Origin of the sequence: Streptomyces malaysiensis subsp. samsunensis, from assembly GCF_024519315.1 — a bacterium.
Taxonomy (GTDB): Bacteria; Actinomycetota; Actinomycetes; order Streptomycetales; family Streptomycetaceae; genus Streptomyces; species Streptomyces malaysiensis.
The window spans coordinates 23612-50281 of record NZ_JANIIC010000022.1 but is presented as its reverse complement, the minus strand read 5'-3'; the positions used below and the strand labels follow the sequence as shown (position 1 = coordinate 50281).

22 protein-coding genes are annotated in these 26670 nt (G+C 70.9%); 19 read left to right on the top strand and 3 right to left on the bottom strand.

The genetic code is table 11. The features are described from left to right. The first annotated feature begins 73 nt into the window (after window positions 1-73). From NQU54_RS19805 to NQU54_RS19775, 7 genes are all read left to right on the top strand, one after another. Window positions 74-1834, top strand: a complete 1761-nt coding sequence (locus tag NQU54_RS19805) for an ABC transporter substrate-binding protein (protein WP_257632203.1) — start codon at window positions 74-76, stop codon at window positions 1832-1834. 160 nt (window positions 1835-1994) lie between these two features. Then, a complete protein-coding gene (locus tag NQU54_RS19800) occupies window positions 1995-2969 on the top strand; it encodes an ABC transporter permease (RefSeq protein ID WP_372505951.1) in 975 nt (324 codons plus the stop codon). Next, on the top strand, window positions 2966-4120 hold the full coding sequence (locus NQU54_RS19795; RefSeq protein WP_244453207.1) for an ABC transporter ATP-binding protein: 1155 nt from the start codon (window positions 2966-2968) through the stop codon (window positions 4118-4120). Before NQU54_RS19800 ends, NQU54_RS19795 begins: the two co-directional genes overlap by 4 nt. 20 nt (window positions 4121-4140) lie before the next feature. Then, window positions 4141-5181: an ABC transporter ATP-binding protein gene (locus NQU54_RS19790; RefSeq protein ID WP_257632201.1), complete on the top strand. Its 1041-nt coding sequence runs from the start codon at window positions 4141-4143 to the stop codon at window positions 5179-5181. 267 nt (window positions 5182-5448) lie between these two features. Then, window positions 5449-6108, top strand: coding sequence for a trimeric intracellular cation channel family protein (locus NQU54_RS19785; RefSeq protein WP_257632200.1), 660 nt, complete (start codon window positions 5449-5451; stop codon window positions 6106-6108). A 59-nt stretch (window positions 6109-6167) separates the two neighbouring features. Next, entirely contained in the window at window positions 6168-6524 is a 357-nt protein-coding gene (locus tag NQU54_RS19780; protein WP_069866600.1) for an ArsR/SmtB family transcription factor, read from the top strand. Beyond that, window positions 6521-7399: an SRPBCC family protein gene (locus tag NQU54_RS19775; protein WP_257632199.1), complete on the top strand. Its 879-nt coding sequence runs from the start codon at window positions 6521-6523 to the stop codon at window positions 7397-7399. The genes NQU54_RS19780 and NQU54_RS19775 overlap by 4 nt, the downstream gene beginning before the upstream one ends. 39 nt (window positions 7400-7438) lie before the next feature. On the opposite strand, the gene NQU54_RS19770 is transcribed toward NQU54_RS19775, so the two are convergent. Beyond that, window positions 7439-8281, bottom strand: a complete 843-nt coding sequence (locus NQU54_RS19770) for an alpha/beta fold hydrolase (RefSeq protein ID WP_257632198.1) — start codon at window positions 8279-8281, stop codon at window positions 7439-7441. Window positions 8282-8429: 148 nt separating this feature from the next. Between NQU54_RS19770 and NQU54_RS19765 the strand changes: the two genes are divergently transcribed. Together NQU54_RS19765 and NQU54_RS19760 are read left to right on the top strand one after the other, a co-directional pair. Continuing rightward, window positions 8430-9599, top strand: a complete 1170-nt coding sequence (locus tag NQU54_RS19765) for a cysteine desulfurase family protein (RefSeq protein WP_206333375.1) — start codon at window positions 8430-8432, stop codon at window positions 9597-9599. Between the two features lie 192 nt (window positions 9600-9791). After that, a complete protein-coding gene (locus tag NQU54_RS19760) occupies window positions 9792-11234 on the top strand; it encodes a PQQ-binding-like beta-propeller repeat protein (RefSeq protein ID WP_257632197.1) in 1443 nt (480 codons plus the stop codon). A 16-nt stretch (window positions 11235-11250) separates the two neighbouring features. On the opposite strand, the gene NQU54_RS19755 is transcribed toward NQU54_RS19760, so the two are convergent. Continuing rightward, window positions 11251-12021 (bottom strand): N-acetylmuramoyl-L-alanine amidase, encoded by a 771-nt coding sequence (locus tag NQU54_RS19755; protein WP_257632196.1) that lies wholly within the window; start codon window positions 12019-12021, stop codon window positions 11251-11253. A 183-nt stretch (window positions 12022-12204) separates the two neighbouring features. On the opposite strand from NQU54_RS19755, the gene NQU54_RS19750 reads away from it, so the two are divergent. From NQU54_RS19750 to NQU54_RS19740, 3 genes are all read left to right on the top strand, one after another. Beyond that, on the top strand, window positions 12205-13116 hold the full coding sequence (locus NQU54_RS19750; protein WP_257632195.1) for a TIGR03619 family F420-dependent LLM class oxidoreductase: 912 nt from the start codon (window positions 12205-12207) through the stop codon (window positions 13114-13116). 71 nt (window positions 13117-13187) lie between these two features. Continuing rightward, window positions 13188-14339 (top strand): tRNA 2-thiouridine(34) synthase MnmA, encoded by a 1152-nt coding sequence (gene mnmA, locus NQU54_RS19745; RefSeq protein ID WP_257632194.1) that lies wholly within the window; start codon window positions 13188-13190, stop codon window positions 14337-14339. A gap of 196 nt (window positions 14340-14535) precedes the next feature. Continuing rightward, window positions 14536-16266 (top strand): glycine/sarcosine N-methyltransferase, encoded by a 1731-nt coding sequence (locus tag NQU54_RS19740; protein ID WP_257632193.1) that lies wholly within the window; start codon window positions 14536-14538, stop codon window positions 16264-16266. 76 nt (window positions 16267-16342) lie between these two features. Here the strand turns inward: NQU54_RS19740 and NQU54_RS19735 are convergent, their stop codons facing one another. After that, complete coding sequence (locus tag NQU54_RS19735) at window positions 16343-17296, bottom strand: helix-turn-helix domain-containing protein (protein ID WP_257632192.1); 954 nt, start codon at window positions 17294-17296, stop codon at window positions 16343-16345. Between the two features lie 99 nt (window positions 17297-17395). Here NQU54_RS19735 and NQU54_RS19730 point away from each other — a divergent pair, with 99 nt between their 5' ends. The 7 genes from NQU54_RS19730 (at window position 17396) to gatC (ending at window position 26666) form a co-directional block, all read left to right on the top strand. After that, window positions 17396-18748: a glycosyltransferase gene (locus NQU54_RS19730; RefSeq protein ID WP_257632191.1), complete on the top strand. Its 1353-nt coding sequence runs from the start codon at window positions 17396-17398 to the stop codon at window positions 18746-18748. A 241-nt stretch (window positions 18749-18989) separates the two neighbouring features. Beyond that, the gene (locus NQU54_RS19725) at window positions 18990-19517 is read left to right on the top strand and encodes an LOG family protein (RefSeq protein WP_079259081.1); all 528 of its coding nucleotides are present in this window, start codon (window positions 18990-18992) and stop codon (window positions 19515-19517) included. A 143-nt stretch (window positions 19518-19660) separates the two neighbouring features. Next, window positions 19661-20350 (top strand): SDR family oxidoreductase, encoded by a 690-nt coding sequence (locus NQU54_RS19720; RefSeq protein ID WP_069866583.1) that lies wholly within the window; start codon window positions 19661-19663, stop codon window positions 20348-20350. Window positions 20351-20584: 234 nt separating this feature from the next. Beyond that, window positions 20585-21538 carry a methionine synthase gene (locus NQU54_RS19715; protein ID WP_257632266.1) on the top strand — a complete coding sequence of 318 codons (954 nt, stop codon included), beginning with the start codon at window positions 20585-20587 and terminating at the stop codon, window positions 21536-21538. Window positions 21539-21553: 15 nt separating this feature from the next. Continuing rightward, window positions 21554-23776: an NAD-dependent DNA ligase LigA gene (ligA, locus tag NQU54_RS19710; protein ID WP_257632190.1), complete on the top strand. Its 2223-nt coding sequence runs from the start codon at window positions 21554-21556 to the stop codon at window positions 23774-23776. A gap of 290 nt (window positions 23777-24066) precedes the next feature. Next, window positions 24067-26178: a putative bifunctional diguanylate cyclase/phosphodiesterase gene (locus NQU54_RS19705; RefSeq protein WP_257632189.1), complete on the top strand. Its 2112-nt coding sequence runs from the start codon at window positions 24067-24069 to the stop codon at window positions 26176-26178. Window positions 26179-26369: 191 nt separating this feature from the next. Next, the gene (gene gatC / locus NQU54_RS19700; RefSeq protein WP_069866575.1) at window positions 26370-26666 is read left to right on the top strand and encodes an Asp-tRNA(Asn)/Glu-tRNA(Gln) amidotransferase subunit GatC; all 297 of its coding nucleotides are present in this window, start codon (window positions 26370-26372) and stop codon (window positions 26664-26666) included. The last annotated feature ends 4 nt before the right edge of the window (window positions 26667-26670 follow it).

Genomic DNA, 26670 nt, shown 5'->3' with positions numbered 1-26670 from the left:
GTCCGGCAGGCGGCTCCCCGAAGAATTCCGCGGCGGAATGCCTAGGACCGCTACCCCGGAGGTTGCAACAGCTATGAAACAGCTCTCGAGAAGCAGGCGGATCGCCGGAGCGGCGGCTGTCGTCGGCGCTCTCCTGGCCACCGCCGCCTGTGGTGGCGGCGGTTCCGACGACGAGGGCTCGGGCGCCGGGTTCAACGCCGCGGTGAAGGGTGTCGCCGCCAAGTCCGCCAAGAAGGGCGGCACGCTCAAGTTCGTCAACAAGCAGGAGTTCGACTCCCTCGACCCGCAGCGTCAGTACTACGGGTTCGCCTGGGACTTCTCGCGCTTCTACGCGCGCCAACTGATCTCCTACGCGCCCAAGCCGGGCAACGCGGCCAATGAGCTGGTCCCGGACCTCGCCACCTCCACCGCCAAGATCAGCAACGGCGGGAAGACCTACACCTACACCCTGCGCGACGGGATCACCTGGGAGGACGGCTCCCCGATCACGGCGCAGGACGTCAAGTACGGCATCGAGCGCATCTGGGCCAAGGACGTCGTCTCCGGCGGCCCCGGCTATCTGCGCCAGGTCCTGGACCCCAAGGGCGAGTACAAGGGCCCGTACAAGGACAAGTCCAAGGACAAGCTGGGCCTGAAGGGGATACAGACGCCGGACGCGAAGACCGTCGTCTTCAACCTCGCCAAGCCCAACGGTGACTTCGAGCAGATGCTGGCGATGCCGACCGGCTCCCCGGTGAAGGCGGACAAGGACACCGGCGCCAAGTACACCAACCGGCCGTTCTCCTCCGGTCCGTACAAGGTCCAGTCGTACACCCCGGGCAAGAGCCTGTCGCTGGTCCGCAACACCGCCTGGAAGAAGGCGTCCGACCCGATCCGCCCGGCCCTGCCGGACAAGATCACGGTCACCTTCAACTCCAATCTCGAGGCGATCGACCGGCTGCTGATCAAGGGCGACTACGACGTCTTCCTCAGCGCCACCGGTATGACCCCCTCGGGCCGTAACGACGCCCTCAAGCAGCACAAGGGCAACGTCGACAACATCACCACCAGCTTCGTCCGGTACGTCGACTTCACCACCAAGGTCAAGCCGTTCGACAACATCCACTGCCGCAAGGCGGTCGTCTACGGCACCGACTACAAGTCGCTCCAGACCACCCGCGGTGGCCCGCAGGCCGGTGGTGATCTCGCCACCAACATGCTCCCCAAGAGCGTGAAGGGCGCGGACAACTACGACCCGTACGGCATCCTGAAGCGCGGCGGCAAGGCGGACCCGGCCAAGGCCAAGGACGAGCTCAAGCAGTGCGGTAAGCCGAACGGCTTCTCCACCAGCATCGTGGCCCGCAACGACCAGCCCGCCGAGGTCGACGCCGCCGAGGCGCTCCAGGCGTCGCTGAAGAAGGTCGGCATCACCCTCAACGTGGAGCCGATCCAGGGCAGCACCTCCGCCAGCATCACCGGTTCGCCGTCGGTGATGAAGAAGCGCGGCTACGGCCTGTCCATGACCGGCTGGGGTCCGGACTTCCCCACCGGCCAGGGCTTCTCCCAGCCGCTGATCGACGGCCGCTTCATCGAGCAGACCGGTAACTACAACGTCTCCGAGACCAATGACCCGGAGATCAACAAGTACTTCGACGACGCGCTCAAGGAGACCGACCCCAACAAGGCCGGCGCGATCTACCAGAAGATGAACCACAAGGTCAGCGACCTGGCCGTGCAGATGCCGTTCATCTACGAGAAGAACATCACCTGGCGCAGCTCGCGGCTGACGAACGCCTTCTCGTCGGCGGCCTACAACGGCCGCTACGACTACTCCCAGCTGGGCGTCGTCAAGTGACGGCAGGTCACCTGACCCGCCGCACACCCCCCCCATCGCCGCACCCGATAGGCCCGAAGGGCAGGTGATGGCCGCGGGCGGTGGTCCGTGATACCCCTCGACCGGGGTATCACGGACCACCCCCGGGCCGCGCACAGTGCTTGCTTATCTCATCCGGCGCTTGTTCGCCGTCGTCGTGATGTTGTTGGTCGTCACCCTTACGACCTTCGCCATCTTCTTCGTGATCCCGAAGTGGGCCGGTGCCGATCCCGCGCTGCTGTTCGTCGGCAAGCAGGCCGACCCCGCGGCCATCGAGGGCATCCGGCAGAAGCTCAGCCTCGGTGATCCGGTCCTGGTGCAGTTCTGGCACTTCGTCCAGGGCCTCTTCGTCGGCCGGGACTACGCCAACGGCACGGACGTCACCCACTGCCCGGCGCCCTGCTTCGGCTACTCCTTCCGCACCGAGCAGGCGGTGTGGCCGCAGCTCACCGACGCCATGCCGGTGACCCTCTCGCTCGCCGCGGGCGCCTGTCTGCTGTGGCTGGTCGGCGGCATCACCACGGGTGTCGTCTCCGCGCTGCGCCGGGGCACCCTGTGGGACCGCTCGGCGATGACGGTGGCGCTGGCCGGCGTCTCGCTGCCGATCTACTTCACCGGTCTGCTCTCGCTGGCGATCTTCAGCTACTCGCTGAAGTGGGTCAACGTGGACTACAAGGGGCTCGGTGACGATCCGGCGATGTGGTTCGAGAGCCTGATCCTCCCGTGGATCACGCTGGCCTTCCTCTACGCGGCGATGTACGCCCGGCTCACCCGGGCCACCATGCTGGAGATCATGGGCGAGGACTACATCCGTACCGCCCGCGCCAAGGGTCTGCGGGAGCGGGTGGTCATCGGCCGGCACGCGATGCGCTCGACCTGGACCCCGGTCCTCACCCTGCTCGGGCTCGACCTGGGCGCGCTGCTGGGCGGCGCGGTCCTCACCGAGACCACCTACAACCTGCCCGGCCTCGGGCGGCTCGCGGTGAACGCGATCACCGAGAAGGACCTGCCGGTCATCCTCGGCGTCACGCTGATAGCGGCCATCTTCATCGTGGTCGCCAACCTCGTCGTGGACCTCCTGTACGCCGTCATCGACCCGCGAGTGAGGCTCGGATGACCGATCTGACCAAGTCCTCCGAACAGCCCGGGAACGGCGATCTGCCGGCCACCGGTACCGCCGCCGTGGGCGAGGTGGCCGCGGCGGGCTCGCCCGCCCCCACCGCCTTCCTCGAGGTGCGCGATCTGCACGTCCACTTCCCGACCGACGACGGTCTGGTGAAGTCCGTGGACGGGCTCAGCTTCCGGCTGGAGAAGGGCAAGACCCTCGGCATCGTCGGCGAGTCCGGCTCCGGCAAGTCCGTCACCTCGCTCGGCATCATGGGGCTGCACACCGCAGGGCAGTACGGCCGCCGCAAGGCGCGGATCTCCGGTGAGATCTGGCTCAACGGCCAGGAGCTGCTGAGCGCCGACCCCGACGAGGTGCGCAAGCTGCGCGGCCGCGAGATGTCGATGATCTTCCAGGATCCGCTGTCCGCGCTGCACCCCTACTACACCATCGGCCGTCAGATCGTCGAGGCGTACCGGGTGCACCACGAGGTCAGCAAGGACGTGGCCCGCAAGCGCGCGATCGAGCTGCTGGACCGCGTCGGCATCCCGCAGCCCGACAAGCGTGTGGACAGCTATCCGCACGAGTTCTCCGGCGGGATGCGCCAGCGCGCCATGATCGCGATGGCGCTGGTCAACAACCCCGAGCTGCTGATCGCCGACGAGCCGACCACCGCCCTGGACGTCACCGTCCAGGCGCAGATCCTCGATCTGATCCGGGATCTCCAGAAGGAGTTCGGCTCCGCGGTCATCATCATCACCCATGACCTGGGCGTGGTCGCCGAGCTCGCCGACGATCTGCTGGTGATGTACGGCGGGCGCTGTGTCGAGCGCGGTCCGGCCGACAAGGTCTTCTACGAGCCCCAGCACCCGTACACCTGGGGGCTGCTGGGCTCGATGCCCCGTATCGACCGCGACCAGACCGAGCGGCTCATCCCGGTCAAGGGCTCCCCGCCCAGCCTCATCAATGTGCCGTCCGGCTGCGCCTTCCACCCGCGCTGCCCCTACGCCGATGTGCCGAAGGACAACATCACCCGCACCGAGCGGCCGGAGCTCAGGGAGCTGCGCGGGAAGGACGCGGGCGGCGGGCACTTCTCCGCGTGCCATATGACGCAGGAGGAGCGCACCCGGATCTGGACCGAAGAGATTGCGCCGAAGCTGTGACCGACACGAAGGATCCGAAGATGACGGTCCCGGAGAAGGCGACGACGTCGCCCGAGCCCCTGCTCAAGGTGTCGGGCCTGGTCAAACACTTCCCCCTCAAGAAGGGGCTGCTCCAGCGGCAGTCCGGTGCGGTGCAGGCGGTCGACGGGATCGACTTCGACGTCCGGCAGGGGGAGACCCTGGGCGTGGTGGGCGAGTCGGGCTGTGGCAAGTCCACCATGGGGCGGCTGGTCACCCGGCTGCTCGAACCCACCTCGGGCACGATCGAGTTCGAGGGCAAGGACATCACGCATCTGAACACCGCCCAGATGCGGCCGATGCGGCGTGATGTCCAGATGATCTTCCAGGACCCGTACTCCTCGCTGAACCCCCGGCACACCGTGGGCGCGATCGTCAGCGCGCCCTTCCGGCTCCAGGGCGTCACCCCCGAGGGCGGGGTCAAGGCGGAGGTCCAGCGGCTGCTGGCGCTGGTCGGGCTCAACCCCGAGCACTACAACCGCTATCCGCACGAGTTCTCCGGCGGTCAGCGGCAGCGCATCGGCATCGCCCGCGCCCTGGCGCTCAAGCCCAAGCTGGTCGTGGCCGACGAACCGGTCTCGGCGCTGGATGTGTCGATCCAGGCGCAGGTGGTCAACCTGCTGGACGACCTCCAGGAGGAACTGGGCCTGACGTATGTGATCATCGCGCACGACCTCTCGGTCATCCGCCATGTCTCGGACCGGATCGCGGTGATGTACCTGGGGAAGATCGTCGAGCTGGCGGACCGCAAGGACCTCTACGAGCGCCCCATGCACCCGTACACCAAGGCGCTGCTGTCCGCGGTGCCGGTGCCGGACCCCAAGCGGCGCGCCAAGCGTGAGCGGATCCTGCTCAAGGGCGATGTGCCCTCGCCGATCGCACCGCCGTCCGGCTGCCGCTTCCACACCCGGTGCTGGAAGGCGACCGAGGTGTGCAAGAGCCAGGAGCCGCCGCTGGTGGCGCTGGCCACCGGCCACCAGGTGGCCTGCCACCACCCGGAGTCCGTGTCCGAGGTGGAGCTGCCGCCGAGCGCCGCTGACTGAGCGGATCGGCGGAAGCCGGCCGCGGTTCGGTGGCGCCCCGAAGGGGCGCGGGGCGGTGCCGATGTGCGGCTCCGCCGCGCGGGCGCGACCGGTCACGACGGTGCCGCAGACGATTGACGGCAGGGTCGGGGCACTTCCAGCGGAGCGCTTGGGCACCGCAGGACGAGCCCGGTGCCGAGGCGGCACAGAAGGTGACGAAGAAGACCGACAGCTGAGACGGGACGGGGCCCGGACGGGGCCGGGGGCATGCGCGGATAACAATGTCGGGTGCCTTCCGAACTGTTCACCCCGTCCGTTCAGCACGCCCTCGAAGTCGCCGGGATCTTCGTCTTCGCGATATCCGGCGCGCTGCTCGCCGTGCGGAAGAACTTCGATGTCTTCGGCATGGCGGTGCTCGCCGAGGTCACCGCGCTGGGCGGCGGTGTCTTCCGTGACCTGGTGATCGGCGCGGTGCCGCCCATCGCCTTCACCGACCTCGGCTACTTCCTCACCCCGCTCGTCGCCACCGCCATCGTCTTCTTCCTCCACCCCGAGGTCGAGCGGATCACCGCGTCGGTGGGGGTCTTCGACGCGGCCGGGCTGGGGCTGTTCTGCGTCGAGGGCACGATGAAGGCGCATGACTACGGGCTCGGCCTGACGTCATCCGTCACCCTCGGCATGGCCACCGCGGTCGGCGGCGGTGTGCTCCGCGACCTCCTCGCCCATGAGGTGCCCTCGCTGCTGCGCTGGGACCGGGACCTGTACGCCGTCCCGGCCATCGTCGGCTCCTCGATAGCCGCGCTGCTGCTCCACTTCGACGCCCTTACGGCGGCCACGAGCGCGCTCGCGGCCGCCGTCGCGTTCGCGGTGCGGCTGGCGGCGATGCGGTTCGGCTGGCGGGCGCCGAGGGCGTGGAACCGGCGCAGCACGGCGACCGAGGAGACCTGAGCGGGGTACGAGGCTTCCATGCCCTTGCGGTTATATAGCCCTGTCGTTATGTTGAGGTCATGGCCATACCGTTCGATGTGCTCGCTGAGCCGAGCCGACGGCAGATCCTGGACCTCCTGCTGGAGCGGCCCCGCCTGGTCGGTGAGCTGACCGAGCACCTGGGGCTCACCCAGCCGGGCACCTCCAAACATCTGCGGGTGCTGCGCGAGGCCGGTCTGGTGCGGGTCCGCCGGGACGCCCAGCGCCGCTGGTACGAGCTCTGCCCGGAGCCGCTCCGCGAGGTGGACGCCTGGCTCGCGCCGTACCGTCGGCTGTGGACCGACCGTCTCGACGCGCTCGAACGACACCTGGACACGATGCCGGAGCCGCCCGCCGCGACCGGCGAACCCGACGCACCCGACGGAGAAGCGCCATGAAAGACACCCTTGCCCAGACCGGTGGCGGCCGCTCGGCCCTGCGCCTGGAGCGCCGGCTCGCCCATCCCCCGGAGAAGGTGTGGCGCGCGCTGACCGAGCCCGCCCAGCTCGCCCACTGGTTCCCCTCCGAGGTCCGGATCGAGCTGAAGCCCGGGGGCCGGATGGGCTTCGTCTTCCCCGGCCGCGAGGCCCCCGACATGGACGGCGTCATCACCGAGCTCGACCCGCCCCATCTCTTCGCCTTCACCTGGGGCGAGGACGAGCTCCGCTGGGAGCTGCGCCCCGAGGGCGACGGCTGTGTGCTGACCCTCACCCACACCTTCGGCGACCGCTTCGGCGCGGCCAGCTTCGCCTCCGGCTGGCACGCCTGCATCACCGGGCTCGCGGCCCTGCTCGGCGGCGAGGAGATCGCCCACGGCGACATGGCCGAGCTGCACGAGCAGTACGTCGAGGCGTTCGGGCTCGCCGAAGGGACGGTGGAGACCACCGAGGACGGCGGCTGGCGGCTGCGCTTCGAACGCCAGCTGGTCCGCCCCGCCGAGACGGTATGGGGGGCGCTCACCGGCCCCGTCGCCGACACCCCCGAACCGGCCGCCGGGGCACCGGTCCCCTTCGGCTTCCGTACGGACGCGGTCCCGGCGGGCCCGATCACCGAGGCGCGGCCGCCCCGGGTGCTCGCCTACGAGTGGGAGCGCGGCGGCCGACCCGCCGGGACGGTCCGCTGGGAGCTCACCGAGGGCACCGGCCACGGCGCCCGCCTCATCCTCACGCAGACCGGCCCGGCGGCCGCCGAGGCGGAACGCGCCGAAGCCCAAAAAGCCTGGCGCCACCACATCGGCCTCCTGGCCGCGAAGCTGTTGAAGATCAGAAGCTAGGTTGTGCCCACCCACCGGCCCGCACCCGCCCACGAAACCTCAGGTGAGAAAACCGCTCAACGCAACCGCCAGCTCCGCGGGCGCATCCTCTTGCACCAGGTGCCCCGCGCCCTCGATCAGCCGAAACCGGGCCCCAGGAATCCGAGCGGCAAGCTCCCGCCCCCGCTCGACCGGGATCCATGAGTCATCCGCCCCCCAGCAGACCAGTACGGGCAAGCGGATCTCGCCATAGCGGTCCTCGATCTCATCCGTGAACCGCTGATCGTTCTGCGCGATCTGCCGATAGAACGCGGGCTGCCCCGCCTCCCCGCACCACGGCCCCACCAGCCGCTCCAGCACCCCGTTCCCTGGCCCCACCGCGCTCGCGGAGCCCACGTACTCCCGCACCAGCGCCCGATGCAGCCCCGCGGGCAGCCGCTCGAAGACCTCATGGTGCCAGCCGAGCAGCCGATACGCGGGCGACCCCCAGGGCGCCAGCGCGACCACGTCCACCAGCGCCAGCCGGCGATAGCGCGCACCGTGCAGCAGATGCGCCCGCAGCGCGACACAACCGCCGAAGTCATGGGCGACGACGGCCGGTTCCGCCCCGGCCCCGGTCAGCCCCCACTCCTCCAACAGCTCACCGAAGACCCGGCCCTGGGCGGCCAGCGAGACATCCTGGTCGGCCCGCATCTCGGAGGCCCCATAGCCCGGCATGTCCCAGACGAACACCCGATGCCGCTCGGCCAGCGCACGGGCGACGCCCCGCCATACGTACGACGAGAACGGCGTGCCGTGCAGCAGCACGACCGGCGGTGCGTCCGGTGCGCCGAGCGCGGCCCAGCGGACCTCGCCGGAGGAGCCGCGGTAGGTGCGATCCAGGGTCCACTCAGCATCTGTCATGAGTGAAACCGTAGACACTCCTTACAGTCTCTGTCGAGGGGTTACGGCAAAGCGGCACGAATGGGCGGTGGGGGAGCCCCGCGCATCCGCACTGGGCACGCGCACCTGGTACGCGCCCCCTCGACGGCCTCGTAGAATCGAGGCCACCATGGTTTATCTCGACCACGCCGCCACCACCCCGATGCTCCCGGAGGCGGTGCGGGCGATGACCGCCCAGCTCGCCGTCACGGGCAACGCATCCTCGCTGCACGCCGCCGGCCGGCGTGCCCGCCGTACCGTCGAGGAGGCTCGTGAATCCCTGGCCGCCTCGCTGGGCGCCCGCCCGAGCGAGGTCGTCTTCACCGCCGGGGGGACCGAGGCCGACAATCTCGCGGTCAAGGGGCTCTACTGGTCCCGCAGGGACGCCGACCCGGCCCGCGTCCGGGTGCTCGCCAGCCCCGTGGAGCACCACGCCGTGCTCGACGCGGTCGACTGGCTCGCCGAGCACGAGGGTGCGCGGGTCGAATGGCTGCCGGTCGACTCCGTGGGGCGGGTGCACCCCGAGGCGCTGCGCGAGGCGATCGCCCGCGACCCCTCTGATGTCGCCCTCGCCACCGTGATGTGGGCCAACAACGAGATCGGCACCGTCCAGCCGGTCCGCGAACTCGCCGACACCGCCGCCGAATTCGGCATTCCGCTGCATGCCGACGCGGTCCAGGCGTTCGGCCAGCTCGAGGTCGACTTCGCCGCCTCGGGGCTCGCCGCGGTGACCGTCAGCGGCCACAAGATAGGCGGCCCCTACGGCATCGGCGCGCTGCTGCTCGGCCGGGAGCACACGCCCGTGCCCGTGCTGCACGGCGGCGGCCAGGAGCGCCAGGTGCGCTCCGGGACGCTCGACACCCCTGCCATCGCCGCCTTCGCCGTCGCCGGGGCCTACGCCACCGAGCACCGCGAGGAGTTCGCCCGCGAGGTCGGCGCCCTGCGCGACGCGCTGATCACCGCCGTCCGTACGGCCGTGCCCGACGCGGTGCTCGGCGGCGACCCCGACCCGGCGGGCCGGCTGCCCGCCAACGCCCACTTCTCCTTCCCCGGCTGCGAGGGCGATTCGCTGCTTCTGCTGCTGGACGCGCAGGGCATCGAATGCTCCACGGGCTCGGCCTGCACGGCCGGTGTGGCCCAGCCCAGCCATGTGGTCCTGGCCACCGGCAGCGACCCCGACCTGGCCCGTGGCACCCTGCGCTTCTCGTTCGGCCACACCTCGACCAAGGCCGATGTGGAGGCCGTCGCGGAGGCGATCGGCCCGGCGGTGGAGCGGGCGCGCGGGGCGGGGCTCAGCTGACGGCTCCGCCCGGACCGGCCCCATCCAATCACGGAATTCGAATTGTTCCGACGGCCATTTCACATAACCTACGGAACACCAATCTCCGCTTGAAAAGCCGGAGAGCCGTGGGAAAGGATTTACCCGTCAACGGACCTGGCATGCGCGAAAAGCGCACAGGTTTTCTTCACGGGGAAATCCAGGAGTTCATCGATGTCGCAGCCTTCGCTGCCACCGCACCACCAGTCGCCGCACCAGCCCGCACAGCCGCGGGGGGCGCGGCGGGCGCCGTCGCGGGGGCGGCGCGCCAAACCGGCCCTGAAGCTGATCGTGGGCGGGGTCCTCGCGGCCGCCCTGGTGAGCGGCTGTGGATCCGGGGGCGATGACGACGGGAAGAGCGGGGGCTCGTCGTCCAAGGGCGCCCAGGCGAAGACGCTGGGCAAGGTCGCCATGCCGAAGGTGGGCAAGGAGACCAACACCATGGGCACCTGGGTGACGGACACGACCTTCGCGAAGGGCGACGTCAACAAGATCGTCGGCTACTCGCTCGACGGCGCCAAGTCGCGGTGGGAGATCCCGCTCGGCGGGCAGCTCTGCTGGGCCTCGCCGCATATGACCAAGGAGGGCCTGACCGCGGTCCTGTTCCGGGACGGCGCGGGGGAGGACGCGCTGTGCACCCGGGTCGGGCTGGTGGACCTGAAGAAGGGCAAGCTGGTCTGGCAGAAGGAGGGCTCGGACAGCGAGGGCAACGCCGGGGTGCAGTTCGACGAGGTCACCATCGGCGGTGGCACGGTCGCCGCGGGCGGCACCGGCGGCGGGGGAGCCTGGTCGCTCGACGGCAAGCCGCTGTGGAAGCCCGCGTACCTCGCGGACTGCGACGACGACGGCTACGCGGGCGGCGATGACAAACTCGTCGCGATCCGCGGCTGCGACAGCGCCGAGGACTCAAGCGAGCAGCGCCTGGAGGTCCAGACGGTGGATCCCGGGACCCGCGACGTGCTCTCCTCCTACAAGCTGGACGAGAAGGTCGAATACGCGCATGTGATCTCGACCTCGCCGCTCGTGGTGGGCGTCGACACCGGCGACTCGGACGCCGGGACGGGCACCACCGACATCCTGACCATCGACGACAGCGGCAAGCAGGGCAAGCTGCTCAGCACGATCGACATCCTGGCCAAGGGGTACCAGCCCAACTGCCCGGCCACGAGCGTGGAGGGCTGCGGCGAACTCGCCCTCGACAAGGCGAGCGGCACCCTCTACCTCTCCTCGGAGGTGGATGTGGACGACGGCGGCCCCGGGGAGCGGATCACCGGCCTGAACCTGAAGACCGGCAAGGAGACCGGGAAGACGAAGATGGCGGAGAGCCGTTCGCTGATCCCCGTCCGGACCGATGACGACGGCGCCCTCATCGCCTATCTGGGCTCCATGTACAGCGAGGCCGGCGGGGTCGTGCGCGTCGATCCCGAGAACTTCGAGATGGAGACCATCCAGATCCATCCCGACGACATGAAGGACGCGGAGTCCGGCATGGATGTCTACGGGGACTGCACCATGATCTACGCCGGTAAGAAGCTCTACATCGGCGACGACCGGGCGACCAGGCCCACCAGCGGCGATGGCGCGGGCCGTCCGCTCGCCGTCGTCTTCGGCCCCTGAGCCGTGCCCATGCCCATCATGTCGAGGTCCGTGGCACGCGCACCGCTCGCACCAGCCGTATATAGCGATCCCAGTCCCAGTGGCGGCCCGGGTCGGTGTGATCGGTGCCCGGCACCTCCACATGGCCGACGATGTGCTCACGGTCCCGCGGTATGCCGTACCGCTCGCAGATCGACGCGGTCAGACGGGCCGAGGCGCGGTACATCGCGTCCGTGAAGGAGCGCGGCTCGCTCACGAACCCCTCGTGCTCGATGCCGATGCTGCGCTCGTTGTACGGACGGTTGCCCGCGTGGAAGGCCACATCCAGCTCCCGGACCATCTGGGCGATATGCCCGTCGCGGCGCACCACATAGTGCGCCGCGGCGCGGTGTCCGGGGTCCCGGAAGACCCGCACCGCGTCGTCGTAGCCGCCCTGGACCACGTGGATCACCACCCGGTCGATGACGTAGTCGTCCGGCCGGTCGGCCCACCGCCAGTTGGCCCCCGAGGCCGCGATCCACTCCGCGCCCGGCTGGTCGACCACGCCCGCCTTGCGGGGCTTGTCGATCCCGGGCAGCCGCCACCACATCCGGCTCAGCTCGTCCCGCGCGGCGTAGACCGCGATGGCGGCCGCGCCGAGCCCGGCCGCCGAGCCCCCGACCAGGAGGGTGCGCCTGCTGACGCGGCGTCCACCGCCGGGCGTGGTCTCGCTCGTGGTTTCGCTTGTCGTCTCGCTCACGGAACGGGGCTCGCTCACGGAACGCTCAACGCGCGGGGGAGGCCGTACGGTTCCGGCCGTGGGGATCATGGCGGGAACGCTTCGCTCGCGGTGGTGGCCCCCTGGTCCGCCGGGTAGATGAACGTTGAACTGTCTCTGGGGCTCCGTACCGTCGAACGGGTTCACCGGAACGTGTCCATCCGCCCGACGGGACATCCCCACTGGAATCTGTCCGTTGGAATGTGTCCATCCGCTCGACGAGGAGCTGACGGTATGCGCATCGGATTCGCCCTTCCCCAGTTCGGGCCGCTCGCCCACCACCCGGAGGACATCGCGCGGTTCGCACACCGGGCCGAGGAGCTCGGCGCGGACAGCCTGTGGGTAGGGGACCGCCTGCTGGCCCCCGTGGACCCGATCGTCGGCTATGCGGGCACCGATGTGATCCCGCCGGAATTCCGCGCCTCGCTCGACCCCTTCACCGTCCTGGCCGCCGCCGCCACGGCCACCGAGCGGGTCCAGCTCGGCACCAATGTCATCAACGCCCCCTGGTACCCGCCCGCGGTGCTCGCCCGCTCCCTCACCACCGTCGATCTGCTGAGCGCGGGCCGGCTGCTGGTGGGACTCGGCACCGGCTGGTCCCCCGAGGAGTACGAGGCGGTCGACATCCCCATGGCCGAGCGCGGCCGGCGCCTCGACGAATGCCTCGACGCCCTGGACGCCTGGTGGACCCGGAACCCGGTCGAATACCGCGGCGACCACTGGACCGTGCCCGCCTCCCATATCGACCTCAAACCGGCCTCCCGCCCCCATCCGCCCGTCTACCTCGCCGCCTTCGCGCCCGCGGCCATGCGCCGGGTGGCCCGGCGCGCCGACGGCTGGCTGCCCGTCGCGATCGTCCCCGCCGCGCCCGGCGACCCCGATCCCATCGCCGCCCTCGCCGGACAGCTCGCCGGGGTGCGGGAGGCGGTCGAGCGGGAGGGCCGGGACCGGGCGGCGTTCGACGCGATCCTGCGGATCAACCCGAACGCGGACGCCTCCGTGGACGACATCGCGACGGCCCTGGTCCGGGCCGAGCGGGAAGCGGGCGTCCAGCACGCCTTCGTCGATCTGATCTACCTCGGCAAGAACACCGACCAGGCCCTGGACCTCGTCCAGCGGGTGCTGGAGCGGGCCCGCGCGAGCTGAGCGGGCGGTGGCCGACCGCTCCGCATACCCATTTAGCCGTTGCACATGGAGCGACTTATGCTGGCCGGGTTATGACTGACTTCCCCGGTGCGCCCACAGGTCCCCGCGACGGCCGACGGCTGCGCGTCCTCGCCGCCATGTCCGGCGGTGTGGACTCCGCGGTCGCCGCCGCGCGGGCGGCCGAGGCGGGCCACGATGTGACCGGCGTCCATCTCGCGCTCTCCGCCAACCCGCAGTCGTTCCGGACCGGCGCCCGCGGCTGTTGCACCATCGAGGACTCGCGGGACGCCCGGCGCGCCGCCGATGTGATCGGCATCCCGTTCTACGTCTGGGACCTCGCCGAGCGCTTCCGCGAGGACGTGGTCGAGGACTTCATCGCCGAGTACGAGGCGGGCCGCACCCCCAATCCGTGTCTGCGCTGCAACGAGAAGATCAAGTTCGCCGCGCTGCTGGACAAGGCCCTCGCCCTCGGCTTCGACGCCGTCTGCACCGGGCACTACGCCACCGTCGTGGAGCGCGCGGACGGCTCGCGCGAGCTGCACCGCGCCAGCGACATGGCCAAGGACCAGTCCTATGTCCTCGGCGTGCTCGACGAGCGCCAGCTCGCCCATGCGATGTTCCCCCTCGGCGACACCCTGACGACCAAGGACGAGATCCGCGCGGAGGCGGAGCGGCGCGGGCTGGCCGTCGCCAAGAAGCCCGACAGCCATGACATCTGCTTCATCGCCGACGGCGACACCCAGGGCTTCCTCGCCCGGCACCTCGGTACGGCCGAGGGCGACATCGTGGACGAGGACGGTCACAAGCTGGGCACCCACGAGGGTGCGTACGGCTTCACGATCGGCCAGCGCAAGGGGCTGCGTATCGGCCATCCGGCGCCCGACGGCAAGCCGCGCTATGTCCTGGACATCTCCCCGGTGAACAACACGGTCACGGTCGGCCCCGTCGAGGCCCTGGACGTCACCGGCCTCACCGCTGTCAAGCCGCGCTGGTGCGGGGCGCCTCCGGTGGGCCCCGGCAGCTACACCGCCCAGCTGCGCGCCCACGGCGGCGAGACCGAGGTGACGGCCGAGCGGATCGGGGAAACCGAGCTGCGGGTGACCTTCACCGAGCCGGTGCGGGGCGTGGCGCCGGGGCAGGCGATCGTGCTCTACGACGACACCCGGGTGGTCGGCTCCGCCACCATCGCCGCGACCGAGCGCGCGGCGGCGGTCGCCTCGTAGCGGCGGCTCCTCCGGGCCCCGGAGGAGACCCGAGGCCCCCGGAAAACCCCGCGGAACCTCATGGGGATATCCGCTTTTGGTGAGAAAGAAGCCGAAAGTCAGGATTGGGTGGTTGATCTCCGTTTGGCGCGATCAGTTTCTCTGAAATTAACGTGCGTCCGGCCATTCCGGTGGCATGCGTCCCGGGAATCTGGGAATGCGCCCCGCGGACACGGGTGCCGTGGTCCGCTGTCTCAGCACCGGAGGTTCCGTTATTTCTGCGCAACCTGTACAGAAATTTGGCGACAATCCAGTTGATGTCAGGGACACTGATCACTACACAGAGGAGTACGTACCCAGCTTCGTCGAAAAGTGGGACTCGCTGATCGACTGGGACCGGAGGGCAGAGAGCGAGGGTACGTTCTTCATCGACCTGCTGCGGGAGCGCGGCGTCAAGAAGGTCCTCGATGTGGCCACGGGGACCGGCTTCCATTCGGTCCGGCTGCTCGAGGCCGGATTCGAGACCGTGAGCGCCGATGGCAGCGCCGAGATGCTCGCCCAGGCATTCTCCAACGGGCTCAAGCACGGTGACCACATCCTCCGCGTCGTCCAGGCCGACTGGCGCTGGCTCAACCGCGACGCCCACGGCGAGTACGACGCCATCGTCTGTCTCGGGAACTCCTTCACCCATCTGTTCTCCGAGCGCGACCGGCGCAAGACGCTCGCGGAGTTCTACGCCATGCTCAAGCACGACGGAATCCTCGTGCTCGACCAGCGCAACTACGACGCGATCCTCGATCGCGGGTACAGCAGCAAGCATGTGTACTACTACTGCGGAGAAGACGTCGCCGTCGAACCGGAGTACGTGGACGAGGGGCTGGTGCGCATGCGCTACAGCTTCCCCGACGAATCCGTCTACCACCTCAACATGTTTCCGCTGCGCAAGGACTACACGCGCAGGCTGATGCAGGAGGTCGGCTTCCAGCGGATCGAGACGTACGGCGACTTCCAGCACACCTACCGTGAGGAGCGGCCCGACTTCTTCATTCACGTCGCGGAGAAGGAATACCGCACGACGGAGGCGCCGGAGCCGGTCGGTTCGGTCACCGGGAACGCGGAGTATTCGGGCGCCGTCGGCACCGCCCGCGACTACTACAACTCCGCGGACGCCGACGCCTTCTACTGGCGGGTCTGGGGCGGCGAGGACATCCACATCGGCATCTACGACCGGCCCGACGAGCCGATCGCCGAGGCCAGCAGGCGCACCGTGGCCCGGATGGCCGGGCAGCTGGGCCTGACGGAGTCATCCGTCGTCCTCGACCTCGGAGCGGGCTTCGGCGGCTCGGCGCGCTACCTGGCCGAGACGTACGGCTGCCGCGTCATGGCGCTCAACCTCAGCGAGGTGGAGAACGAACGCCATCGCACGCTCAACGCCGAACGGGGGCTGACCGAGGCCATCGAGGTGATGGACGGCTCCTTCGAGTCCATCCCGCTGCCGGACGACAGCGTGGACGTCGTCTGGTCGCAGGACGCGTTCCTGCACAGCGGCAACCGCGCCCGCCCCCTGGAAGAGGCCGCCCGCGTCCTGCGCCCCGGCGGCCATCTCATCTTCACCGACCCCATGGCGGCCGATGGCTGCCCCGCCGAAACCCTCCGCCCCATCCTGGACCGCATCCATCTGGAGACCATGGGGTCACCCGAGTTCTACCGCCGTGAACTGGCGCGGCTCGGCTTCACCGAGGTCGGCGGCGGCTTCCAGGAGCACCGCGAGCATCTGATCACCCACTACGCCCGGGTTCTGGAGGAGACCCGCCACCAAGAGGCCGACGGCCTCGCGGAGCACGTCAGCGCCGACTACCTCACCCATATGAAGAAGGGGCTGAGCAACTGGGTCGAGGGCGGCAGAAACCGTCATGTGACCTGGGGCATCTTCCACTTCACCCGCTGAACCGCGCGGGCCGGTGCCGGAGCCCCAGGGGTCCGGCACCGGCCACCGGGGCGCTCACACGGCGCTCCAGGGACGCTCATGGGGTGTTCGCGGCCGGCGGGAGGCCCGCGACCTGATGGTGCAGCGCGGCCAGCGGCGCCGCGAGGTGTCCCTGGCCGGAGGCGGCGGAAGGGCGCGGGGTCTCGCCGGTCACGACGAGGGCGTGCCGCCAATAGCGCAGCGAGAACGATCCGGCGCGCGCTCCACGGCGGAACAGGGCGCGCAGACGGGCGCGGAACGCCGGTGTGTCGTCATGCCCGCCGATGCGGGCATAGGCGCCCACGAAGTGCCCGAGCGCTTCGGCGCGCCGATCCGGACAGCCGGTCACCAGGGCCTCGGCGGCCAGTGCGCAGGCGTCCACGACGCCGGAGTAGAACGACGCGACATCGCCCACCTGGTGGGGCTGCGGCTGGCGGCGCCGGTCGCCCGAGGCGGCCAGGGCGTGGAGCTCGGCGTAGGCGAGGACGGCCGCGGTGGTCGGGGCGGCAGGGGGCACGGGCACCGCGCCCTCGACGACGGCCCGGACCAGGCGGGGCGGCAGACCGGCCGGGAGCGCCCAGCGCCAGTACCGCACCAGATGATCGTGCGCGTCCTCCGGTGTGCCCACCCCGGCGAGGAGGGTGAGCCGGCGCAGCCGTTCCGGCGCGGGGCAGCCGTCCAGTGCGCGCAGCGTGGCCCGGCGCCAGGTGAGCGTACGCAACTGCTCCCGCACCGCGTCCAGTTCACGAGTGACGAGCTCGTCCAGCGAGCGCTCCCCCGCCATGACCGCGGCGATCGCGGCGATGGGCGTGCCGAGCGCGCGGAGGCGCTGGATCAACTGGAGCCTGGGCAGCGCGTCCGCGGCGTACCGGCGGTGGCCGCCCGGACTGCGTCCGCTCTCGGGCAGCAGCCCGATGTCCGAGTAGTAGCGGATGGTCTTCACCGGCAGTCCGGTACGCGCGGCCAGTTCGCCGATGCCCATCGCGTCCCCGCCCTGTGTGCCGCCCGTCACAGCTGCTTGAACCTCCACCGCGCAGGAGCCATTAGCGTCCGCGGCGACCGCCGTTGTCCGAGTGTGCCCGGGGCGGCACTCGCCGAGGAGGATCATCACATGCGGATTCTGATCGTGACCGCCGGTTCACGAGGGGACGTCGCACCGTTCACCGGTCTGGGACGGCGGCTGCTGGACGCCGGGCACGAGGTCGCCGTGGCCGCCCATGCGCCCTTCAGCGGACTCGTCCGCGGCTGCGGTCTCGACCACCGGCCGCTGCCGGGCGACCCCCGTGAGCTGATCCGCGCCAGGAGCCGGGCGGCATCGCCGCGGGAGGCGCGGGCGGTGACGGCGGCGTTCCTGGACCGGCTCGCCGACGGGGTGGTGGGGGCCGTGGCGGACGGCACCGACCTGGTGCTCACCGCGTTCGGCCCGGCGGGGCTCAGCCGGGCGGCGGGCGAGGCGTGCGCCGTTCCCGTCATCGGCACCTATCTCGCACCGTCCTTCGCCACGAGGGAGTTTCCGCTGCCGGGCGCGTCCGGTGTGGCTGGTGCGTCTGGTGGACCGGGTGCGCCTGGCGTGCACGGTGAGCCCGGTGGACCCGGTGTGTCCGGAGGGCCCGGCGCGCCCGGAGACGGCGGCCTCGGGCCGGAGGGCAACCTGGCCGCGGGCCGGGAGCTGCTGGCGCGGGCCGGGGGGCTCCAGGCAGAGGTCCTGACGCGGCTGAGGGCCCGGCTCGGGCTGCCCGCCACCGCGTCGCCGGAGCCGGACGCGGAGATCCGGCCGGTCCTCCACGGCTTCAGTCCGCTGGTGGTGCCGCGCCCGGCGGACTGGCCGTCCCAGGTCGAGGTGGCCGGCTACTGGTGGCCCGCCCGCCCGCGGGACTGGCAACCCCCGGCCGAGCTGACCGACTTCCTCCGGGCCGGTCCGCCGCCGGTGTTCATCGGGTTCGGCAGCATGGCGCCGGGTCAGGGGGAGCGGCTGGGCGAGCTGGTGACGGCGGCGGTGGCCCGCGCCGGGGTGCGTGCGGTGGTGCAGGCGGGGTGGGCCGGGCTGACGGCGTCCGGCGACGACGTCCTGACGGTCGGCGACCTCCCGCACGACTGGCTGTTCCCGCGCACGGCCGCCGTCGTCCACCACGCCGGGGCGGGCACCACCGCGGCCGGACTGCGCGCCGGGGTACCCGCGGTGGCGGTCCCCGCCATGGCCGACCAGCCGTTCTGGGCGGCACGGCTGCACCGGCTCGGAGTCGCCCCCCGGCCACTGCCGCTCGACGCGCTCACCGCCGAATCCCTGGGCGCGGCGATCACGGCCTGCCTGACCGACCCCGCCCTCGGCCGCCGGGCGGCCGACCTCGCCGAAGCCGTCGCGGCGGAGGACGGCGCGGCGGCGGTGCTGGCCCACATCGGCGCGGTGGGCAGGGGTGAGGCGGGGCATGGCGACAGGACGTCCGGGGAGCCCGGCGCGTCTTGAGCCTGCGGCGGGCTGCTCCCCTCCCCGCCCCTCCCCGAAACTGGGGCTCCGCCCCAGACCCCGAAAAGCAGCATCGGTATGTGGCTGCGCCGCGTGGCAGGGGCTTGGCCCCCGGGCCACGGGGTCCAGGGGCGGAGCCCCTGGTTACGGGAAGGGGCGGGGAGGGGAAAGATCCGCAGCACGGCGCGACCCGTGGCGCGGGGCGGCGGGGGTGTCCGACCCGGCTCGTAGAGTGACGCGCATGAATATCTGTGTCTTCTGCTCCGCCGCCGACCTCGACGACCGATACACCGCCCCCGCCCGCGAGTTCGCCGAGCTGATCGGCAAAGGCGGGCACACGCTGGTCTGGGGCGGGTCCGATGTCGGGCTGATGAAGGTGATGGCGGACGGCGTGCAGGAGCACGGCGGGCGGCTGGTCGGGATCTCCGTGGAGTTCCTCGCCGCCAAGGCCCGGGAGAACGCCGACGAGATGGTGATCGCCAAGGACCTCGCCGAGCGCAAGGCGCAGCTGCTCGCCCGCGCCGACGCGGTCGTGATCATGGTCGGCGGGACGGGGACACTGGACGAGGCCACCGAGATCCTGGAGCTGAAGAAGCACGGGCTGCACATCAAGCCGGTGGTGCTGCTCAACGCGGCGGGGTTCTACGACGGGCTGAAGCAGCAGTTCCAGCGGATGGAGCAGGAGGGGTTCCTGCCCCGGCCGCTGAGCGAGCTGGTCTTCTTCGCGGAGAACGGGGTGGAGGCCATGACGTACCTGGAGTCCGTCTGAGTCCTGGTCCCGCTACAGCATGCGCCGCACCCGTTACAGGATGAGAGCGCCCGGCGGGAAGTCCGCACGGGTTTCGGGTATGGGATCGCGCCAAGCCGGGACCTTCACCGGGACATGTCCGGTGGTGAGGCAAGCTGGGGACCATGGGAACGCATCTGATCACTGGGGCAGGCTCGGGCATCGGCGCGGCGGTCACCGAGCGGCTGGCCGCGCGCGGCGAGGAGCTGTGGCTGCTCGCACGGGACGCGGGACGGGCGAAGGAGCTGGCGGAGCGGTTCCCGGGGGTGCGGACGGTCGTCGGCGACCTGGGGGACCCGGACCGGCTGTCCTGGGCGCTGGGCCATCAGGCGCTGCCCGACCGGCTCGACTCGCTGCTGCACATCGCCGGGGTGGTCGACCTGGGCGAGGTCGGTGAGCTGACCCCGAAGGCGTGGAACCGTCAGCTCGCCGCCAACCTCGTGTCGCCGGCCGAGCTGACCCGCCTGCTGCTGCCGCAGCTGCGGCTGGCGCAGGGGCATGTCGTCTTCGTCAACTCCGGCGCCGGGCTGCGCGCCAACGCCCAGTGGGCCGCGTACGCCGCCAGCAAGCACGGGCTCAAGGCGCTGGCCGACGCGCTGCGCTGGGAGGAGAGCGGCAACGGCGTACGGGTGACCACGGTCTACCCGGGGCGTACGGCCACCCCGATGCAGGTGAAGGTGCACCAGCAGGAGGGCAAGGAGTACGAGGCGGAGCGCTGGATCGCGCCCGAGACCGTGGCCACGACCATCCTGACCGTGCTCGATCTGCCGCGTGACGCCGAGATCACCGACCTCCAGGTGCGCCCGCGCGGCTGAGCAGCTGTCCTCGGCTGCGGTGGGTGGCGCCCCGCAGGGGCGCGGGGCTGTGTCGATGTGCGGCTCCGCCGCGTGCGCGCGACCAGCCACAATGGTGCCGCAGACGACCGACTGCATTTCGGGGCACCCCGGAATCTCAGGGCACCCCGGCGGAGCGCTTACGCTTCGCTGGTGAGCGAGAAGACCACAACCCACCACCCATGGCCCCGCGGAGCGGCAAGCGGCGTCGGATCGATGCCGGGCGGCGACGCGCGGGAGGCCGCGAAGACGGTCACCGGGTCGCTCGAGGCCCTGCCGTACCTTCCGGAGCTGCCCGCGCGCGGGCCCGGCGCGGACATGATCGGGCGCACCGCCGGGATGCTGGCCGAGCTGTACGCGCATGTCGAGCCGAGCGGCTGGCGGATCAGCGACCGGCCGGGCCGGGACACCCGGCGGGCCCGCTCCTGGCTGGGCGAGGACCTGGACGCGCTGGAGGAGTTCACCCAGGGGCACCAGGGGGCGCTCAAGGTGTCGGCCGTGGGGCCGTGGACCCTGGCGGCCTCCCTGGAGCTGCGCGGCGGCGAGGTGGCGCTGAGCGACCCGGGCGCCTGCCGGGACCTCACGGCCTCGCTGGCCGAGGGGGTCCGCGCCCATCTGGCGGAGGTGCGCCGCCGGGTGCCGGGCGCCGAGGTGGTGCTCCAGCTCGACGAGCCGTCGCTGACGTCGGTGCTGCGCGGGAGCGTCCGTACGGCCAGCGGCTACCGTACCCACGGCGCCGTGGACCGGGGCGTGGTCGAGGGCGCGCTGCGGACCCTGGTGGAGGCGGCCGGCGGGCCGGTGGTGGTGCACTCGTGCGCCCCTGCCGTGCCGTTCGGGCTGCTCCGGCGCGCGGGCGTGGAAGGGATCTCCTTCGATCTGTCGCTGCTCACGGAGCGTGAGGAGGAGTCGATCGGGGAGGCGGTGGAAGGCGGTACGGCGCTGCTCATCGGCGCGGTGCCCGGCACGGACGCCCCATTGTCGGACCCTGCCGGTAGCGTCGGGGGTGTCAGGACGCTGTGGCGCAGGCTGGGGCTGTCACCGGAGACTCTCGCGGAGTCGGTGGTGGTCACCCCGTCGTGCGGGCTCGCGGGCGCGTCGCCCGGGTACGCCCGCGCCGCGCTGGCCCACTGCGTCCGGGCGGCGAGATCGCTCGCGGACAACCCTGAGTAACGGGAGGACGACACGGTGGCCGGCGAACAGCAGTCAAAGGTCCCCGCCGAGGCGCGGGAGAGGCATGCCAGGCTCGCTGAGCAGATCGAGGAGCACCGCTTCCGGTACTACGTGAAGGACGCGCCGGTCATCAGCGACGCCGAGTTCGACAAGCTGATGCGCGAGCTGGAGGCGCAGGAGGCGGAGTATCCCTCGCTCCGTACGCCCGATTCGCCGACCCAGAAGGTCGCGGGGGCGTACGAAACGGAGTTCACCGAGGTCGAGCACCGCGAGCGGATGCTCAGCCTGGACAACGCGTTCGACGACGAGGAGCTGGCCGCCTGGGCGGACCGCATCGCCAAGGAGCTGGGCAGCGGCTCGTACCACTTCCTGTGCGAGCTGAAGGTGGACGGCCTCGCGGTCAACCTCACCTATGAGCACGGGCGGTTGACCCGCGCCGCGACCCGTGGCGACGGCCGCACCGGCGAGGACATCACCCCCAATGTGCGGACGATCGCCAAGATCCCCAACCGGCTCAAGGGCGACCGTATCCCGGCGCTGGTGGAGGTGCGCGGCGAGGTCTTCCTGCCCCGTGAGCGGTTCGAGGAGCTCAACGCCGGGCTGGTGGAGGCGGGCAAGCCGCCGTTCGCCAACCCGCGGAACGCGGCGGCGGGTTCGCTGCGCCAGAAGGACCCGAAGGTCACCGCGTCCCGGCCGCTGGACATGGTGGTGCATGGCATCGGGGCGCGCGAGGGCTTCGACATCGACCGGCTGTCGCAGGCGTATGAGCTGCTGCACGAGTGGGGGCTGCCCACCGCCGCCCACTTCAAGGTGGTGGACTCGATCGAGGGCGTGCGCGAGTACATCGCGTACTACGGGGACAACGAGCACCGGCACTCGGTGGAGCATGAGATCGACGGCGCGGTCGTCAAGCTGGACGAGATCCCGCTCCAGGGGCGCCTCGGCTCCACTTCGCGCGCGCCGCGCTGGGCGATCGCCTGGAAGTTCGCGCCCGAGGAGGTCAACACCAAGCTGGTGGATATCCGGGTGGGTGTGGGGCGCACGGGGCGGGTGACGCCTTATGCGGTGGTCGAGCCGATCACGGTCGCGGGTTCGGAGGTCGAATTCGCGACGTTGCACAACCAGGATGTCGTCAAGGCCAAAGGCGTGCTGATCGGTGACACCGTGGTGCTGCGTAAAGCGGGCGATGTCATTCCGGAAATCCTGGGCCCGGTCGTCGATCTGCGGGACGGCAGTGAGCGGGAATTCGTGATGCCGGCCACCTGTCCGGAGTGCGATACGCCGCTTCAGCCCGCCAAGGAGGGCGATGTCGATCTGCGGTGCCCCAACGGCCGCTCCTGCCCCGCGCAGCTGCGCGAGCGGATTTTCTATCTCGCGGGGCGGAAATCCCTGGACATCGAGAACCTCGGCTATGTCGCCGCGGCCGCCCTCACTCAGCCGCTGGAACCGGCCGAACCTCCGGTGAAGGACGAGGGCGATCTCTTCGACCTGAAGATCGAACAACTGCTGCCCATTCGGTCGTATGTCCTGGACCCGGACAGCGGACTGCCCAAGCGCGATCCGGAGACCGGTGAGGAGAAGGTCGTCACCTTCTTCGCCACCCAGAAGGGCGAGCCGAAGAAGAACGCCCTGGCGATGCTGGCCAATATCGAGGCGGCCAAGGAGCGCCCGCTGGCCCGGATCATCACCGGTCTTTCGATCCGTCATGTCGGCCCCGTGGCCGCCACCGCGCTGGCCCGTGAATTCCGCTCGCTGGACCGGATCGCCGAGGCCGACGAGGAGGAGCTGGCGGCCGTGGAGGGGGTGGGGCCGACCATCGCCGCCTCGCTCAAGGAGTGGTTCGCGGTCGACTGGCACCGCGAGATCGTCGAGAAATGGCGGCGGGCCGGGGTCCGGCTGGAGGAGGAGGGCGGCGAGGACGAAGGCCCTCGTCCGCTGGAGGGTCTCACCGTCGTGGTCACCGGAACACTCCAGTCGCACACCCGGGATGGGGCCAAGGAGGCGCTACAGAGCCGTGGTGCCAAAGTCACCGGATCGGTTTCGAAAAAGACCGATTTCGTGGTAGTCGGCGATAATCCGGGCTCGAAGTACGACAAGGCCATGCAAGTGAAGGTTCCCGTGCTCGATGAGGACGGATTTGGCGTCCTGCTCGAACAGGGCCCTGACGCGGCGAGAGAGGTCGCGATGACGCCCCCGGAAGAGGCCGCGGAAGACTCCCCGGAAGAGTCCGGGGAGTAGCACGGATGGCCCGTGGAGCGGCGGTTGAGTAGCCGCTCCACCCATCCGGCGCAGCGCTCCGGCCATCTTGTCCGCTCAATGGGTTCAAAGCTGGCCGGAATGCGACTGGGAGTACTTCCCGGGCACAGCAGGAGGGCATCACCCTTACAGCGCATAGCAGAAGGTCATGGATCGTCGGGCGGCATTCGGGGAACCGTCGCCGATCGCCGCCCGTCTTCCCCTTCTGCCGCCTACTGTTGAGGTGTGCGCCCCCCGTGGCGCTGGCACCGCCGGCTGTGAGAGGGACGGGTATGAAACCGACCGAAAGCGCCGCCCCGGCGTCGCGGCTGCGCCGGGCCGTGTTGCCCGCGCTGCCGGCCGCGGCGGTCGCCATGGCGGCTTTCGCACTCGGTATCGGAGTGTTCCGAGTGCTCGACGCGGGCAATGCGCTCTTTCCCGACGGCACCGTGGGCTGGTCGCTCGCCGTGCTCACCGGAATCATCGTCGGCCATCTGGTCGCCCTCGGCCGCGACCGCTGGTGGGGCGGCACCGGCTCGGGGGCCGCGTTAACCCTGGCCGCGCTGCTGCTCTACGGCTGGATTCCGGCCGTGCTGGTCAGCCTCGCCGTGGTCGTCCTGGTCGGCGCCGCCCGCCGGTACCGTTGGCGGCAGGCCGTGCTGCACGGCGCGGTCGACATCCTTGGGGTCGGCGCGGCCGCGCTCACCCTCGCCGCCTTCGGCACCACCCCCTCCGTCGAGCGCCCCTGGCGCACCGACACCTGGGATGTCTCCGCCATCCCCCAGACGGCCCTGGCCGCCTTCGTCTATCTCGCGGTGACCCGCGCCCTGTTGTGGTGCTCCCTCGCCCCGCCCGGCGCCGGACTGCCCACCCTCGCCCGCACCGCCCTCTTCCGGCAGGCCCTCGTCGGCATCGCGCTCCTCGGCATCGCCCCGCTCATCGTGGTCGTCGCCGGGGACACCCCGCTGCTGCTCCCGCTGTTCGCGGTGCCGCTGGTCGCCCTGGACTCCACGCTGTGGATCGCCCGGGTCCGCGCCGAGGAGCAGCTGCGCGATCCGCTCACCGGGCTGCCCAACCGCCAGTGGCTGCTGGAGCGCACCTGGACCGCGCTGGACGAGTCCGAGCGGGCCGGCACCCGGTCCGCGCTGGTGCTGCTGGACCTCGATCGATTCCGTTCGGTCAACGACACTTTGGGCCATCTCGCCGGTGACCGGCTGCTGCTCCAGATCGCCGAGCGGCTGCGGCTCGCCCTGCCGCGCGGGGCGGAGGTGGCCCGGCTCGGCGGCGACGAGTTCGCGGTGCTGCTGCCCACCACCGACTCGCTCACCAGCGCCCAGCGCAGCGCCCGCGTCCTCGTCGGCGATCTCGGCTCCCCACTGGACCTGGACGGGCTGACCCTGGTGCTGGAGGCCAGCGCCGGGGTCGCCGTCTACCCCGACCACGCACTGGACGCCGAGGGGCTGCTGCGCCGCGCCGACGTCGCGATGTACCAGGCCAAGCGGGACCGCAGCGGGGTCGAGCTGTACGAGGCGCGCCGGGACGGCAACACGCCCGACCGGCTCGGTCTGCTCGGCGATCTGCGGCGCGCCCTGGACGCGGGCGACGTCGAGCTGCACTACCAGCCCAAGGTCGGCTTCGACGGACATGTGGCGGGTCTGGAGGCGCTGGTGCGCTGGGTGCACCCGGACCGGGGGAAGGTGCCGCCGGACGAGTTCATCTCCATGGCCGAGAGCTCCGGGCTGATGCCCCGGCTGACCGAGTACGTCCTGGAGACGGCGCTGGGCCAGGTCGCGCGGTGGCGTGCCGACGGCCTCGAGGTGCCGGTCGCCGTCAATGTCTCGCCGCGCGATGTCCACACCCCCGGTTTCGCGGGCGCGGTCGCCGGGCGGCTGGCCCGGCACGGGGTCCCGGCGTTCGCCCTCCAGCTGGAGATAACCGAGCACGTTCTGCTGGAGGACCCGCAGCGGGCCGCCGACACGCTGGCGGGGCTCACCGGTCACGGCGTGAAGATGTCGCTCGACGACTTCGGGACGGGCTATTCGTCGCTGGTCCATCTGCGGCGGCTGCCGGTGAGCGAGCTCAAGATCGACCGTTCCTTCGTGGCCCGGCTGGCCGTGGACAACGAGGACGCGGAGATCGTCCGCTGCACGGTCGACCTCGCCCACTCGCTGGGCCTGCTCGTGGTGGCGGAGGGCGTCGAGGACGACGAGACCTGGGAGCGGCTGCGGGATCTGGGGTGCGACGCGGTGCAGGGCTGGTTGGTGGCCGCCGCGATGCCGCCGGAGGAGATGACGGCGTGGCTGCGGGCGCGGGGGGAGGGCGGCTGGCACCGCGAGACGGCGGAGCCGTCGAGCGAATCCGCTTCCGCGGAGGCGGACGAGGACGCGGATCAGCCGGTGACGTAGGGGTGCGGCGCCGGTGCGGCGCCTTGGCGTTTCGTTGCCGGGTGCGGGCCGGTGGGTGGGTTGTGCCCACCCGTTCCGCCCCGGGGAACGATTGCCCACAACGCTGGCGCGCCAAAGCCTTTCGCGCTCTGTGTGCGGGGAGCCATAGGATTGGGCCGAAACACTCCACACTCACCCTGAGGATTCGCTGCATGCCTGGCATCACGCGCGAGGAGGTCGCCCACCTCGCCCGGCTGGCGCGTCTGGAGCTGAAGGCCGAAGAGCTCGACCACTTCGCCGGACAGCTGGACGACATCATCGGCGCGGTAGCCCGCGTCTCCGAGGTCGCCGACCAAGACGTACCGCCGACCTCTCACCCGCTGCCGCTGACCAACGTCATGCGGACGGACGAGGTCCGTCCGTCCCTGACCCCGCAGCAGGCGCTGGCCTGCGCCCCGGCCCAGGAGCAGCAGCGTTTCAAGGTGCCGCAGATCCTGGGGGAGGAGTGACCAC

What these genes read in the sequence shown, in the direction of transcription:
- NQU54_RS19765 (WP_206333375.1), top strand. Translation starts at nt 8,430, where the DNA reads ATGGTTTATCTCGACCACGCCGCCACCACCCCGATGCTCCCGGAGGCG.
- NQU54_RS19795 (WP_244453207.1), top strand. Translation starts at nt 2,966, where the DNA reads ATGACCGATCTGACCAAGTCCTCCGAACAGCCCGGGAACGGCGATCTG.
- NQU54_RS19725 (WP_079259081.1), top strand. Translation starts at nt 18,990, where the DNA reads ATGAATATCTGTGTCTTCTGCTCCGCCGCCGACCTCGACGACCGATAC.
- NQU54_RS19760 (WP_257632197.1), top strand. Translation starts at nt 9,792, where the DNA reads ATGTCGCAGCCTTCGCTGCCACCGCACCACCAGTCGCCGCACCAGCCC.
- NQU54_RS19775 (WP_257632199.1), top strand. Translation starts at nt 6,521, where the DNA reads ATGAAAGACACCCTTGCCCAGACCGGTGGCGGCCGCTCGGCCCTGCGC.
- NQU54_RS19750 (WP_257632195.1), top strand. Translation starts at nt 12,205, where the DNA reads ATGCGCATCGGATTCGCCCTTCCCCAGTTCGGGCCGCTCGCCCACCAC.
- NQU54_RS19740 (WP_257632193.1), top strand. Translation starts at nt 14,536, where the DNA reads ATGCGCCCCGCGGACACGGGTGCCGTGGTCCGCTGTCTCAGCACCGGA.
- NQU54_RS19770 (WP_257632198.1), bottom strand. Translation starts at nt 8,281, where the DNA reads ATGACAGATGCTGAGTGGACCCTGGATCGCACCTACCGCGGCTCCTCC.
- NQU54_RS19805 (WP_257632203.1), top strand. Translation starts at nt 74, where the DNA reads ATGAAACAGCTCTCGAGAAGCAGGCGGATCGCCGGAGCGGCGGCTGTC.
- NQU54_RS19715 (WP_257632266.1), top strand. Translation starts at nt 20,585, where the DNA reads ATGCCGGGCGGCGACGCGCGGGAGGCCGCGAAGACGGTCACCGGGTCG.
- NQU54_RS19705 (WP_257632189.1), top strand. Translation starts at nt 24,067, where the DNA reads ATGAAACCGACCGAAAGCGCCGCCCCGGCGTCGCGGCTGCGCCGGGCC.
- NQU54_RS19780 (WP_069866600.1), top strand. Translation starts at nt 6,168, where the DNA reads ATGGCCATACCGTTCGATGTGCTCGCTGAGCCGAGCCGACGGCAGATC.
- NQU54_RS19755 (WP_257632196.1), bottom strand. Translation starts at nt 12,021, where the DNA reads ATGATCCCCACGGCCGGAACCGTACGGCCTCCCCCGCGCGTTGAGCGT.
- NQU54_RS19730 (WP_257632191.1), top strand. Translation starts at nt 17,396, where the DNA reads ATGCGGATTCTGATCGTGACCGCCGGTTCACGAGGGGACGTCGCACCG.
- NQU54_RS19720 (WP_069866583.1), top strand. Translation starts at nt 19,661, where the DNA reads ATGGGAACGCATCTGATCACTGGGGCAGGCTCGGGCATCGGCGCGGCG.
- gatC (WP_069866575.1), top strand. Translation starts at nt 26,370, where the DNA reads ATGCCTGGCATCACGCGCGAGGAGGTCGCCCACCTCGCCCGGCTGGCG.
- NQU54_RS19790 (WP_257632201.1), top strand. Translation starts at nt 4,141, where the DNA reads ATGACGGTCCCGGAGAAGGCGACGACGTCGCCCGAGCCCCTGCTCAAG.
- mnmA (WP_257632194.1), top strand. Translation starts at nt 13,188, where the DNA reads ATGACTGACTTCCCCGGTGCGCCCACAGGTCCCCGCGACGGCCGACGG.